Origin of the sequence: Lysinibacillus sp. RC46, assembly GCF_041262385.1 — a bacterium.
Classification (GTDB): domain Bacteria; phylum Bacillota; class Bacilli; order Bacillales_A; family Planococcaceae; genus Lysinibacillus.
In genome coordinates this window covers 39,254-53,789 of record NZ_JBGCCF010000017.1, presented here as the reverse complement: position 1 = coordinate 53,789, position 14,536 = coordinate 39,254, and the positions used below count along the sequence as shown (strand labels likewise).

12 protein-coding genes are annotated in these 14,536 nt (G+C 37.8%); 10 read left to right on the top strand and 2 right to left on the bottom strand.

What is annotated here, in order from left to right; genetic code table 11:
• Positions 1-147: 147 nt before the first annotated feature.
• On the top strand, positions 148-2,508 hold the full coding sequence (locus ABH966_RS15950; protein WP_370080001.1) for a bifunctional 2',3'-cyclic-nucleotide 2'-phosphodiesterase/3'-nucleotidase: 2,361 nt from the start codon (positions 148-150) through the stop codon (positions 2,506-2,508).
• Positions 2,509-2,537: 29 nt separating this feature from the next.
• Here ABH966_RS15950 and ABH966_RS15945 read toward each other — a convergent pair whose 3' ends face one another.
• Entirely contained in the window at positions 2,538-2,906 is a 369-nt protein-coding gene (locus ABH966_RS15945; protein WP_370079999.1) for a DUF2500 domain-containing protein, read from the bottom strand.
• 276 nt (positions 2,907-3,182) lie between these two features.
• Entirely contained in the window at positions 3,183-3,344 is a 162-nt protein-coding gene (locus ABH966_RS15940; RefSeq protein WP_370079997.1) for a hypothetical protein, read from the bottom strand.
• Between the two features lie 622 nt (positions 3,345-3,966).
• On the opposite strand from ABH966_RS15940, the gene ABH966_RS15935 reads away from it, so the two are divergent.
• The 9 genes from ABH966_RS15935 to ABH966_RS15895 all read left to right on the top strand — a co-directional run bounded on the left by ABH966_RS15935 (position 3,967) and on the right by ABH966_RS15895 (position 14,446).
• On the top strand, positions 3,967-4,272 hold the full coding sequence (locus ABH966_RS15935; RefSeq protein ID WP_370079995.1) for a winged helix-turn-helix transcriptional regulator: 306 nt from the start codon (positions 3,967-3,969) through the stop codon (positions 4,270-4,272).
• A 238-nt stretch (positions 4,273-4,510) separates the two neighbouring features.
• On the top strand, positions 4,511-5,425 hold the full coding sequence (gene murB / locus ABH966_RS15930; protein WP_370079993.1) for a UDP-N-acetylmuramate dehydrogenase: 915 nt from the start codon (positions 4,511-4,513) through the stop codon (positions 5,423-5,425).
• 56 nt (positions 5,426-5,481) lie between these two features.
• Positions 5,482-6,237, top strand: coding sequence for an exodeoxyribonuclease III (locus tag ABH966_RS15925; protein ID WP_370079991.1), 756 nt, complete (start codon positions 5,482-5,484; stop codon positions 6,235-6,237).
• 129 nt (positions 6,238-6,366) lie between these two features.
• Positions 6,367-8,730 (top strand): penicillin acylase family protein, encoded by a 2,364-nt coding sequence (locus ABH966_RS15920; RefSeq protein ID WP_370079989.1) that lies wholly within the window; start codon positions 6,367-6,369, stop codon positions 8,728-8,730.
• Between the two features lie 556 nt (positions 8,731-9,286).
• A complete protein-coding gene (locus ABH966_RS15915; RefSeq protein ID WP_370079987.1) occupies positions 9,287-9,658 on the top strand; it encodes an ArsR/SmtB family transcription factor in 372 nt (123 codons plus the stop codon).
• Positions 9,639-11,765 (top strand): heavy metal translocating P-type ATPase, encoded by a 2,127-nt coding sequence (locus ABH966_RS15910; RefSeq protein ID WP_370079985.1) that lies wholly within the window; start codon positions 9,639-9,641, stop codon positions 11,763-11,765. The genes ABH966_RS15915 and ABH966_RS15910 overlap by 20 nt, the downstream gene beginning before the upstream one ends.
• Positions 11,766-11,934: 169 nt before the next feature.
• Positions 11,935-12,234 carry a late competence development ComFB family protein gene (locus ABH966_RS15905; RefSeq protein WP_370080102.1) on the top strand — a complete coding sequence of 100 codons (300 nt, stop codon included), beginning with the start codon at positions 11,935-11,937 and terminating at the stop codon, positions 12,232-12,234.
• Positions 12,235-13,127: 893 nt separating this feature from the next.
• Positions 13,128-13,547, top strand: coding sequence for a transcriptional regulator MntR (mntR, locus tag ABH966_RS15900; RefSeq protein WP_132361580.1), 420 nt, complete (start codon positions 13,128-13,130; stop codon positions 13,545-13,547).
• Positions 13,548-13,588: 41 nt separating this feature from the next.
• A complete protein-coding gene (locus tag ABH966_RS15895; RefSeq protein WP_370079983.1) occupies positions 13,589-14,446 on the top strand; it encodes a CvfB family protein in 858 nt (285 codons plus the stop codon).
• Positions 14,447-14,536: the final 90 nt, after the last annotated feature.

Sequence of the window (14,536 nt, the reverse complement as noted above, 5' to 3'; positions counted from 1 at the left end):
TGATAGTAATCTATCGTTTTCGAGTAAAGTGTTTTGTTATTTGGTTAAAAATACATACAATTAGGACTATTCGTTCAGTAAATAAAGCAATTAGTATAATATAATAGAAATTGTAGGAAAATATTAGATTTTTAAGGAGAGTGTTTCATGAATAAGAAATTAATGACTAAATTCTTGGCGATGTTACTTGTTCTATTCGCGGTCTTACCATTTGGACTATCCGCAAATGCTGCATCAAACGATGTAACACGTGGGGATTATGTGAAAGAATTAGTAGAAAGCTTAAATGTAGAGCTAGGTGATGGTTCTAAAATTGCCTTCACTGATGTCTCTAAGGATTTAGCCCCGTATGTAGAAAAAGCAGTAGAATTGAAGCTTATTAAAGGTAAAACTGCGACATTGTTTGATCCAAATGATAAATTGACACGTCAACAAGCATTTGTTATTTCTGCTCGTGGATTAGTCAATGAAAACGCTCCACTTTCTGTATTAGATCAGTTTAAAGATGTAGATAAAGTTGCAACAACACATAAGCAAGATATAGCAAATGCCGTTGCTGCAAACATATTACAAGGGTTTGAAGATAACACAATTCGTCCTGATGACTATGTCACAACTGAACAAATGCAAAGTATTATTGAACGCTTTGTAGCCGAATACAAATTACCTACATCTACAACTAATGTAGATCTTCAAATTTTAGGAACAACAGATATTCATACAAACCTTGCAAATTATAATTATTTTTTAGATACTGAATCAGCTGATATAGGTTTAGCAAACACAGCAACATTAATTGAACAAGCCCGTACTGAGAATCCAAACACATTATTATTTGATAATGGCGATTTAATTCAAGGAACGCCACTAGGATCTTATAAAGCATTGGAGAGCGTTTTAAAACCAGGTGAAGTTCATCCAGCTATTGCAGCACTAAATGCACTGAAATATGATGGTGGAACTTTAGGGAACCATGAGTTCAACTATGGTTTAGAGTTTTTAGATGAAGTATTAAATGATGCAAAATATCCAGTTGTAAATGCAAACACATACGACGCTAAAACGAAAGAGCGTATGTATACACCTTATGTAATTCTTGATAAAGAGGTTGTAGACAATAAAGGTAAAAAGCACACACTTAAAGTTGGCGTTACAGGTATCGTACCTACGAAAATTGTTGAATGGGATGCTGTTCATTTAGCAGGCAAAGTAGAAATGCAAGAACCAGTTGAAGCGGTGAAAGAGGTTGTACCAGAAATGCAAAAAGCAGGTGCAGACGTAATTGTAGTACTTTCACACTCAGGTATTGGTGAGGATTCTTACGTAAAAGGTAACGAAAACGTTGGATATCAAATCTCTGAGATTGAGGGGGTCGACGCTTTAATTACTGGTCACTCTCATTTAACATTCCCAGGTGACTATAAAAATCTTAAAAATGTTGATCAAGAAAAAGGGACAATTAACGGTGTGCCTACTGTTATGGCAGGAAGCTATGGTAGCTATCTTGGAGTCATTGATTTAAAACTAGAACAACAAGGCTCTAAATGGGTTGTAGTGGATGGACAGGGTTCTATCCGTTCTATCAAACAAGAAGGCTTACAACCATCTAAAACAGTTTTAAATGTAATTAAAGAAGCGCATGAAGGTACGTTGAAGTATATACGTCAGCCTGTTGGTGAGACAACTGCACCAATCCATAGCTACTTCTCAATGGTTCAAGATGACCCTTCTATTCAAATTGTGACACAAGCTCAAAAATGGTTTATTGAGAAAGAATTAAAAGGTACCGCTGATGAAAACACACCAATTCTTTCTGCTGGTGCACCTTTCAAAGCAGGGTCTCGTAACAACCCTTCAGATTACACGAACATTCCTGTAGGTCCGCTTGCGATTAAAAATATGGCAGACATTTATTATTACGATAATACGGTTGCAACGATTAAAGTAACAGGTGCACAAGCAGTTGAATGGTTAGAAATGGCTGCTGGTATTTTTGCAACAATTGATCCAAATAAAACTGAAGAACAAAATATTATTGACCCAGAGGCACGTTCTTACAATTTTGACGTATTAGATGGTTTAACATATCAAATCGATGTAACATCTCCGGCGAAATATGATAGTCGAGGTATTCTGGTAGATGAAAAAGCAAATCGTATTAAAAACGTACAATACAACGGTAAACCAATCGATTTAAATCAAGAATTTATCATCATTACGAACAATTACCGCGTGGGTGGTTCTTATGGTACCACATTTAAAAATACAGATGGCTCTAATATAACAAACTATGCTTATGAAAATCGCCAAGCTGTCATTGATTACGTTATGGAAAATAAAACAATTAATCCTGCTGCGGATAACAACTGGTCATTTGTACCGTTCCCAGCAAATACGAAAATCATTTACAACTCTGCTAAGGATGCGCAAAAAGTCATTCCTGCAGGTAGTAATATCGAATATTTAGGAGATACAGAAGGTGGCTTTGCTAAATATTTAATTAAGTAATAATGAAATGTTAAAAGGAGAGTGCGTTGTTAAACGCTGCTCTCCTTTTTGTGTCGCTCAAATGTATGATAACGTGTTCCTTGAAATGTTAATAAGCCAAGGTCATCTTCTGCAAGCTGTCCATAATCACGACCATTCATTTTTAATTCTAGACGATCGCCACTTTGTACTTCGAACGTTACATAGTACGATGTATAGGCACTAGAGTTACCAGAACCTCCACTAGTATTCGAACGTTTTGTTACGACTTTAGCGGGTACTGTTAATAATGGTTCATTGTTGTTTTTCGACCATTGTAAGATACCTTTAATAATAGTAAAAGCTATAATACCGAACACGATAAAAAACATTATTGAAATAAAACTGGGTATAAAAGAGAATTCATCAAACCCAACCATAAAAGGCCTCCAATCTATGAAATATTGTGCTTGAAGTCGTTATAAAGGCGGATGTCACGGAAATCAGAAAGGAATCAAGCACAAAGCCGATTCCGGACGCATTGTTTATCTGTAGCGAAAGCGAAGCGACAGCAACAAATGTTTCTGTGCGAAAGCGAAGCGACAGCAACAATTATGACGAGGCATAATTGATTAGTTAAATCGCCATGTATAGCAAACTCCTTATCTTCTAGTTTTTCAATATATGTAGACGTAAATGAAATTTTTGGATAAATGTCAGCGTCGAAAAAATAAGGGAGATACAAGCACATAAAGACCGAAGTTTTTCGTCGAGACACTAGCAACAGCGATTATGAATAAAAAGTTTGCACCCGCCATTTCTGAAAAAACTATTTCTGCATCGTACGAATCAAATACACCATATATTTTTGATATCATCATATGTTGTACAGAAATGCCAATAGTTGAACGACTAAAATCAATCGCATACTTTTTTGTTGGAAAAGCATACCAAACTGATATCTTACATGAATAATAAAATAAACAATTCAGATATTCAACGAGTTTTTAGAAAAAATGAGAGAATATTACATTGATAAAAGTTCATTTTGTGAATGTTTAAAAAGAGTATAAAAACCCTAATCCGTAAGACAGTTTTGTCAACATAACGTCATAACCGTACGTTATCTTTTCTTTTAAAAAGGGATACAACAATGGAAGGAGTCATAATAATAAAATCATGCGCATCTATATAGAAGTAAGTTGCCATTTTCAATGCAGATATTAAACGACCATTACTCACCTCTAATTGAACGGTCATGGGTAATTTCTATGGCATCGTTATTTTTATATAAATACTATAAGGACAGAGTTAGATAAGGTAGTAGTTACCTACTTTAAAATTGAATCTAAATCAAATTCCAAAATGATAAAACATTTATAAGTTACATTTAGTAATTAAATGAAAAATAGTAAACAGATTATTGTTAGTAAATAAGTTACTTTAAATTTACTTTTTTAAAAATAATCGTTACAATAGAGTACATAAGAGGTGAAAAAAATGAGTGAGTCAAATTTATGTCCTCGTTTAGCTAAAGCAATGGATTTAATTGGAAAACGCTGGACAGGGCTAATTTTATATCAATTATTAGACGGACCACAGCGCTTCAATGAGATAGAATCTTCATTACCTGTAAGCGGTCGTTTATTATCCGAACGTTTAAAAGAGCTAGAAAAAGAAGGGCTTGTTGAACGAAAAGTATATTCAGAGGTACCAGTACGTGTTGAGTATTCTTTGACGGATAAAGGTTGGGCATTAGAAGGAGCAATCCGTAATATTGAATCATGGGCATCGAGTTGGCTTTAACTTCTTTCAGTAGAAGATAAGTGTGAAGTCTATCTCGAATTTTCTGATGGATAGATAAACATTGGACATATGTAATACGAATGACCATGAAATTTCTTTATCATATTCATCATCTCAGCAGGGACTCTCGCTACCCGTTAAGGCGAGAAAAAAATAACCTTCATTTTACTTGTCAAATTAGGGTTCTAAATCCATACTAGTGTAGAGTAAGAAGGACGTTAGAAAGGAATTAGCTCTCATGACAAAAGAACAATGGGTGGCGGATTTAGCAAAGAGCGTTAATCCGGCCAATATTAAGTTAGATGAATCATTGCAGCAATATACTATGACAAAATTAGGTGGTAAAGCGGATGTTTTCGTTCTCGTTGAAACAGAGGAAGAGGCAGCAACGGTTATTCGCTATGCCCATAAGAATAATATACCTTTATTAATGTTAGGTAATGGATCTAATATGGTCGTTCGTGATGGCGGTCATCGAGGGATCGTTGTTACATTTTCATTTTTAGATGAGATTCGCATTAATGGTGACCATGTTTACGCGCAAAGCGGTGCACTTATTAAGGATGTATCGAAACTGGCTGCGGCTGCATCTTTAACAGGTTTTGAATTTGCATGTGGTATCCCTGGCTCAGTTGGTGGAGCTATGGCAATGAATGCAGGTGCATATGGCGGTGAAATTAAGGATATTATTATTTCTTCGAAAGTATTAACAAAAGAAGGCGAAATTTTAATATTATCGAAAGATGAACTTGAACTTAGTTATCGACATAGTATCATTGCCAAGAAGGGGTATTATGTATTATCATCCGAATTTCAATTAGCAAAAGGTGTACAGGAAGAAATTGATGCGAAAATTGCTGATTTAACGTTTCAGCGAGAATCTAAGCAGCCGTTAGAATACCCATCTGCAGGAAGTGTTTTTAAGCGCCCACCAGGTTACTTTGCTGGCAAGCTTATTCAAGATAGTGGCTTACAAGGAAAAGGCGTAGGTGATGCAGAGGTATCAACGAAGCATGCAGGCTTTATTGTTAATAAAGGTAATGCAACGGCTACTGACTATATTGCAACAATCCAAATGGTACAACGAGTAGTTAAAGAAAAGTTTGGCATCGACTTAGAAACAGAAGTAAAAATCGTTGGTGACGAATTATAGGATACTACGCCCTTCGCTAATGGTGGAGGGCGTTTTTTTGAGGAGTGAAACAGAAAATGAAGTTTATATCATGGAATGTTAATGGGATTAGAGCCTGCTTAGGTAAAGGGTTTTTAGATTTCTTCAATCATGTAGATGCAGATTTTTTCTGTATTCAAGAAACAAAGTGTCAGGCTGAACAAGTGGAGATTTCACTTGAGGGATATGAGCAATATTGGAATTATGCAGAGAAGAAAGGTTATTCAGGTACAGCCATCTTTACAAAACATACCCCACTTGCAGTACGTTATGGTGTTGGTGACGATGAATCGCAGGAAGAGGGGAGAATTATTACACTAGAGTATGAAGATTTTTACTTAGTGAATGTTTATACTCCGAATTCACAGCGTGATTTAGCTAGACTACCTCTTCGTTTAAAATGGGAGGATCGATTAGCGTTATATTTAAAAGAGTTAGATTCTAAGAAACCTATAGTCTACTGCGGTGATTTAAACGTCGCACATATGGACATTGATTTAAAAAATGCGAAGTCTAATGTTGGTAATTCAGGTTTTACATATGAAGAACGTGAAAAAATGACGGAGCTATTGGCAAGTGGTTTTGTAGATTCATTCCGCTACATGTATCCAGATACAACAGATCACTATACATGGTGGTCTTATATGAATAAAGTACGCGAACGTAATATCGGATGGCGTATTGACTACTTTATTGTTTCTGAAAGACTAAAGAACAACATTAATGTGGCAAGCATTCATTCACAAATTATGGGCAGTGATCATTGTCCAATTGAATTACAGCTTAATAACTAGTTTCTATGAAAAATCGTATTTTCTAAAAAGAAATACGATTTTTTTTATACGGCAACGCAATAAATATTAATTTTTTTAAAAGGATTTGAAAGCGGGTAAAAGAATATATTGCAAAAAGGGGGTCGGGATGTGAGAAAGTTTACATGGAAAAAGTGGCTACTGGCTATAGCGGGATTTTTAGCTGTAGTAGCTATTGTCGCATTTATTGGAATTACATGGTTTATGAATAAATCAAAACCAGTAATTGATGGAGAGCTTTCATTGAGCGTGCTAGATGAAGATGTAACTGTCACAAGGGATGACAAGGGTATACCTCATATTTTTGCAAAGACAAATGCAGATTTGTATCGTGCACAAGGATATGTTCAAGCGCAAGATCGGCTGTTTCAAATGGATTTAGCGCGAAGACAAGCTAGTGGTCGTTTGTCGGAAATAATCGGTGAGGCAACTATTGATACTGACAAACATTTCCGAACGTTTAGCTTGCGTGATGCAGCTGAAAAATCATTATCTACCTATGATGCAGAAAGTAGACAGGTACTTGAATGGTTTGCAGATGGCGTCAATGCTTTTATTACACAGGCTAAGAAAAATAATACATTAAGCTATGAATTTGCTTTACTAGGCTACGAACCGGAGGAATGGTCCGTTGTAGACTCTCTTACTATTGGTAAATATATGGCCTATGACTTAGGGGGGAATTGGAATACGCTTGCGTTCCGTCATTGGGCTTTACAAAACTTTGGTGAAGAAAAAGCTAAAGAATTATTTATAAAGTATCCTAAAAACGCTTCATCTATTATCAAGGCAAATAAAGAAAATCCCGTAGCCGTGGCAGGGCATTTTAAGACAGAGCTGTTGCCAAATGAATTTAACGGCAGTAATAACTGGGTTGTATCGGGGAAAAAAACAAAAAACGGCACGCCAATTTTAGCAGATGATCCACATTTAGGATTGAGTACACCATCTATTTGGTATCAAATGCATCTGCAATCTCCTGAGCAAAATGTGAGTGGCGTAATCTTTGCAGGTGTCCCGGGCATTATTTTAGGTCACAACGATAACATTGCATGGGGTGTAACAAATGTTGGACCTGATGTACAGGATTTATATATTGAAATACCAAATCCGAATAATCCAACACAGTTCCGCTATGATGGCAAGTGGGAGCAAGCAGAGGTGCGCAATGAACCGATAAAGGTAAAGGACGGAGAAACGGTAGATTTTAATGTCGTCGTCACACGTCACGGCCCAATCATGACAGATTTAGCTTTTAAAGATACTGAGCCTACAGCACAATTTTCGATGCAGTGGACGGCACTGCAACCGACGACAGAACTACGTGCAGTGTTAGGCTTTAATAAGTCAAAATCCTGGAGTGAATTTGAAAAAGCATTAGAGGATTTTAAGGCACCAGCTCAAAATTTCGTTTTTGCATCAAAGGATGGCACAATTGCGTATAAAGCGAATGGTCAAATTCCGATTCGAAAACAAGGGGACGGACAATTGCCGGTACCGGGTGATTCTAGTGACTATGGGTGGGATGGCTTTATCCCGTGGGATGAGCTTCCGACTGTAGTAAACCCAGATGAAGGCTTTATTGCAACAGCGAATAATGAAGTTATTGGGGAAGAATATCCTTATCATATAACAGATTTCTGGGCACAGCCTTATCGTTTTGAACGGATTAAGGAAATTTTAGCGGCGAATGACTCTTTAACAGTGGAAGACATGATGAATTTACAAATGGATCAGCATAACCTATATGCTCGTGAGTTTTTACCATATTTATTAACATCAATAAAAGCACAAGATCAGGATGGAAAATATAAAGATGTTATTAAGTTATTAGAGAATTGGGACATGGTAGATGCAAAGGATTCAGGGGCGCCATTAGTGTTCCATACATTAATGGAAAAATTACAGGAAGTGTTATTTAAGGATCAGATGCCAGAAGATATGTATGAATTAATGTATGGGAAGTTTAATATTACAGACCAACTTTTACGCACAGCTTATGCCGGTAAGAAGAGCATATGGATTGATGAACAGGGTGGAGTAGATGCAACAGTTTACAAGGCGTTAGAGCTCACTGTCGCACAAATAGAAAATCAATTCGGAAAAAACGTATCGAAATGGAAATGGGGTAACTTCCATCAGCTTACCTTTGACCATACATTAGGTAAAGCTTCGCCGATTCTTGCAGCATATTTTAATGCTAAAAAGGTTCCTATTGGTGGTTCAAAGGTTACTGTTCAGGCTGCTGATAATGACTTAGCTGGAAATGTTAATCATGGGGCATCATGGCGCTTTGTTGTTGATGTTGGTGATTTAAGTTCAGCCTATCATATCGTTGGTCCCGGACAGAGTGGACATGTAAAATCAGCTTGGTATCAAGATCAAGTAATGGATTGGGCTAATGGAGATTATCATCAAACGTTTGTGAGAAAAGAAGATATTAAAGGTAAAACGTTGCGATTAAAAGCACGGTAGGAAGAGAAGCTATAAGAATCTATAGGGTTTTATATTAAGACAACATGGTTTCTCAGCAAAGCGAGGGGTTGATTTCCGTTCCGACTGAGCGCTTTGTTGCTGCCGCTTCGCTTTCGCACAGATAAAACATTTGCCGCTGACGCTTCGCTTTCGCGCAGAGCAGAGCTTCCTGGGGGCGTCCGATGAGCCGCTTGGGCCAACACGATGTTGGTCACGAAGGCGTTATCACAGGATGTGATGCTTTTAGCCTTCGTTCCTCTATCCGCTGATCCCCAAGGAGTCGCTCAGTCTCCACTTCAATCAACCTCTTAGCATGCCTTATTAAACTCCACTTTGTTTAATATGTCACCATAATTTCATTATCACAACAACATGCCAAAGTTATCACATTAAAGTGATAGCTTTTTTGCTTTTATATGCATGAGTAGTAATTTAAATAAAAACATTTTTAAATTTGTGATATAAATCATTTACATTCAAATAATCGTTTGAATATGATGGGATATTATGTTATATTGAAAACAATCAAACAAACATTTGAATGAGGTGAAGAAAAATGCCAAAAGAAGTATGTGAGATAACACATGTTCATGAAGAAGCTGTCATTAAGGTACAACAGCAAATGCCAGATCTATCAGGAGTAGCAAAATTTTTAAAGGCATTATCTGATGAAACAAGACTTAAAATTGCGTATGCCTTAACGGTCAAAGATGAATTGTGTGTTTGCGATGTTGCTTCCATTATCGGCTCTTCAGTAGCAACAGCATCGCATCATTTACGATATTTGAAAGATAATAATTTAGCGAAATCCTATCGTAAAGGAAAGCAAATGTACTACTCTTTAGCTGATGAGCATGTGTATCAAATTGTAACGATTGCCTACGAACATGTGAAAGAGGGGATTGCAAATGGCAGCGACACCAACTAAACAAGAATACAGGCTACAAAACTTATCCTGCGCCAGCTGTGCAGCAAAATTCGAAAAAAACGTGAAGGCTATTCCTGAGGTCCAGGATGCACAAGTGAATTTTGGTGCTTCTAAAATAATGGTTATTGGTAATATTGACGCTGATCAGCTTGAAGAAGCAGGTGCCTTCGACGGCATAAAAGTATCCCAATCAACAGTAAGAACAATTGAAAAATCAACACCTTTTTATCGAAAAACAGAAAATATATTAGCTGGAATCTCCTTGTTATTCATAGTGCTTGGATATGTGTTTGGAGCAATGCGTAGTGAAACTGAGCCACTAACTATTGGGATGTTTATTATCGCGATTCTAGTCGGGGGAATTGGAATTTTCAAAACGGGTTTCCGCAATCTAGCGCGCTTTGAATTTGATATGAAGACGCTGATGACCATTGCAGTAATCGGTGCAGCCATTATAGGAGAATGGGAAGAAGCGGCCGTTGTTGTCTTTTTATTTGCTGTAAGTGAAGCACTTGAAGCGTATTCAATGGATAAGGCGCGTCAATCAATTCGTCAGCTAATGGATATAGCTCCACCAACAGCAACGATAAAGCGAGCGCATGGCGAACATTTCCATGAGATGGAGCTGCCAACGGAGGAGATTGAGATTGGTGACATTTTAATCGTTAAACCTGGTCAGAAGATTGCAATGGACGGAATTGTAGTTAGTGGATTGTCAGCAGTGAACCAGGCAGCGATTACAGGTGAATCTATTCCGGTCAGTAAAACAGTCGATGACGAAGTATTTGCAGGAACATTAAATGAAGAAGGTGCCCTAGAGGTTCGTGTGACAAAGCGAGTAGAGGACACAACAATTGCAAAAATCATTCATCTTGTTGAAGAAGCCCAGGCAGAAAAAGCACCTTCGCAGCAATTCGTTGATCGCTTTGCGAAATACTACACGCCTGCAATTATGATTGTAGCTTTACTTGTAGCGGTTATCCCTCCTTTATTTATAGGTGATTGGCAACATTGGATTTACCAAGGATTAGCTGTCCTTGTTGTAGGTTGTCCATGTGCATTAGTCGTTTCTACACCAGTTGCTATTGTTACGGCAATCGGGAATGCTGCTAGACAAGGTGTTCTTATTAAAGGCGGAATTCATTTAGAGCAGCTTGGTCATATTGAAGCAATAGCATTTGATAAGACAGGAACACTTACAAAAGGTCAACCTGCTGTAACGGATATTTTTACATCGCAACAGATGTCTGAGGATTATGTTTTACAGCTAGTAGCGGCCGTTGAAAAGCAATCACAGCATCCATTAGCTAAAGCAATTTTACAGGCATTGCATGAGAAAAATTTAACAGAGCTTATACCAACAGACTTTCAATCCGTAACAGGAAAGGGTGCCTACGCAACGGTAGACGGTCAAATAATCTATGTAGGAAGCTTAAAATGGATTGCTACATTAACGACTGTTGATGAAATGATAAAAGAACAGGTTGAAAAACTTCAACAACAGGGTAAAACAGTTGTAGCAGCTGTTAGTAATGATCAGTTTATAGGCATGATTGGTATTGCTGATCAATTACGTCAAGAAAGTAAAGATGTCTTGAATAAATTAAATGGTTTAAAAGTGAAGCATAAAGTTATGCTAACAGGTGATGCAGAGCCAACAGCACAGGCAATTGCAACTTCTTTAAATATGACAGATGTGAGAGCAAGTTTATTACCAGCAGAAAAATTAATGGCCATTAAAGATTTACGTGCACAGTATGGTGCAGTAGCGATGGTAGGAGATGGTGTTAATGATGCACCTGCACTTGCCTCAGCCGATGTTGGTATTGCAATGGGAGGTGCTGGCACTGATGCAGCACTAGAAACTGCGGATATCGCATTAATGGGTGATGATTTAACAAAGCTTCCTTATACGATTGGCTTAAGTAGGAAAACATTACGCATCATTAAAGAGAACATTATATTTGCCTTAGCCCTAAAATTAGTTGCCTTGTTACTCGTTATCCCTGGATGGCTAACATTATGGATTGCGATCTTTGCAGATATGGGTGCTACGTTACTAGTTGTGTTTAACTCATTGCGATTAATCAAAACTAAGAAATGGTGAATAAGATATAATCTGGAGGAAGTTTGTAGGAAATTAAATCATTCTAAGGAGTTAGTAATATGTTTTGATATAGATGCTACTAGCGATTCTTGAAAAAAAGCTTCGTTAACGTTATTATGGTTTCAGGAATAATGTAACAATTAAATATAAATGAGGCGAAGGTTTGAATATGTCAGATCCTATTTTAGTAAATGTTACAGAGGAAATTGTGCGTGGTTTAGTAAGTTTTCTACTACGAGGACCGGAATATCAAACATTTTGTAAATGTGAAATCTGTGAACTTGACGCAGTGGCACTTACACTAAATGCATTGCCTAGCAAGTATGTTACATCTATGGAAACCCGAGATGAAGCATTTAGAATGATGAATACTCCTGAAAATATTGAACGAATCAATAAAGAGATTATTCATGCATTACATGTGGTAAATAAGCATCCTCGACATAAGGCAGAGCCAACTTCTATATGAAGTTGGCTTTTCATGTTTTTGAAAAACAAAATGGTCAAGGAAATCTTAGTGAATGATGTGATGCATTAAATGAGGGTGATTTCCGTTCCAGGCTACTCGCTTTGCCGCTGACGCTTCGCTTTCGCGCAGAGCAGAGCTTCCTGTGGGCGAGCGTCGAGCCGCTTCCTCCGCTGCGCTCCTTGCAGGGTCTCGCCTGTCTCGCTTTCCCACGGGAGTCGAGTATCCTTCCACTCCAATCAACAATAGTGTGGAGCTATTATAAATTTTATGCATTTCAAAAGTGAACGCTTTGGCTACTCATTATAATTGAACTGAATAGACTTATAACATTGACGAGTTTGTACATCTGATGTTGCCGCTGCCGCTTCGCTTTCACGCAGATAAAACCCTTTTGCTGCCGCTACACTTTCGCACTTAAAACATTTGTTGCTGAAGTTTCGTTTTATCGTTATAAATTAGAATGTCATGCTAGAAGATACATTCTAAGTGAAGTGGTTGATTGTAGTAGAGACTGGGCGACTCCTTGGGGATTAGCGATAGAGGAACGAAGGCTAAGAGCATCACATCCTGTGATAACGCCTTCGTGACCAACATCGTGTTGGCCCGAGACCCTGGAGCGAGCAACGCGAGTGAAGCGGCTCATCGGACGCCCCCAGGAAAGCGCCCAGTCGGAACGGAAATCAACCCCTCGCTTTGCCAAAGACAATACTTTATTTAAAGATACCTCAATTTCATTGACACAAATTTTCCAACTATACGGGAGCCAACATATGAAGTTGGTTCTTTTTAGGGTGCACATGTATTGTTTTTTTTGCATATGTATTTTCAGTTAACTTTTAAGGCAAGCTTGTAGTAAACTAGAGAGTAAGAAAAGGAAAGAGAGGGAAAAGGATATGCCAACACCTAGTATGGAGGACCATATCGAACAAATATACTTATTAATCACAAATAAAGGGTATGCTCGTGTGTCTGACATTGCTGAAGCATTATCTGTTCTTCCTTCTTCTGTTACGAAAATGGTTCAAAAATTAGATAAAGATGGTTATTTAGTTTATGAAAAATACCGTGGCCTTACATTGACGCCTAAAGGAGAAAAGCTTGGAAAACGTCTTGTACTGCGCCATGAGCTTCTAGAGCAATTTTTGCGAATCATTGGTGTAGATGAAGAGCGAATTTACGATGATGTAGAAGGAATTGAACATCATTTAAGTTGGAACTCAATCGATCGAATTGCGGATCTTGTGCAAGTAATGGAAGAAAATCCGGACATCGTTAAAAAACTAGAGGCATCTAGAACACATCATAATTTCTAAAGTTTTTGTGAAAATGATGTTAAGAGGGAAAGGAAGACAATATGAACGAATTAAAATCAGGTGAAGTTGTTACGTTAACTGTATTAGAACAACAAGCATCGAAATGGATCTTAACAAATGGAGTTGACGAACTGCCCTTAAATGCTTCAGAGGTAACAGAGCCACTTGCAATAGGTGACCGCCTTGAAGTATTTTTATTTGCGGATCGTCGTGGCGATTTAGCGGCTACAACAGCTATTCCAGCTTTCGTACAAGGGGAATATGGCTGGGCTCGTGTTCTAAAAGTAGTCGAGCGTGAAGGGGCTTTTGTAGATATCGGTACTTCACGTGAGGTGCTAGTAAAAGCTGAAGATTTACCTGCAATAATAGAACTTTGGCCAGCACCAGGCGACCATTTATTTATGACATTACGCACAGATCGCAATGGTGATTTATTTGGACGTTTAGCAACTGAAGAAAAAATTTCGGAATTATATGAAGGTGCATTTGAAGAACTGCACAATAAAAACATTAAGGCGCGTCCATATCGTTTATTACCAGTTGGCTCATTTTTATTAGGTGTGGAGATCCCGTACCGTATTTTTGTTCATGAGTCAGAGCGTAATGCAGAACCTCGTCTTGGACAAGATGTAGATGTTCGTATTATTGATGTAAAAGATGATGGTTCAATGAATGGTTCACTTTTACCACGTAAACATGAGCGTCTTTCAGATGATGCACAAAGAATTTTAAATTATCTACAAGAGGTAGGGGGCAAAATGCCATTTGGCGATAAATCCTCACCTGATGAAGTTCAAGAAATGTTTAAAATGAGTAAAGGTGCATTTAAACGAGCGTTAGGTACGCTTATGAAAGCTGGTAAGGTAAAACAGCAGGACGGTTGGACAGAGGAAATTTAACTTCTTTCAGCGAGTGTTTTTGTAGCGAAAGCGAAGTGACAGATACAAGTGTTTTCTGTAGCGAAAGCGAAGCGTCAGCTACAAGTGTTT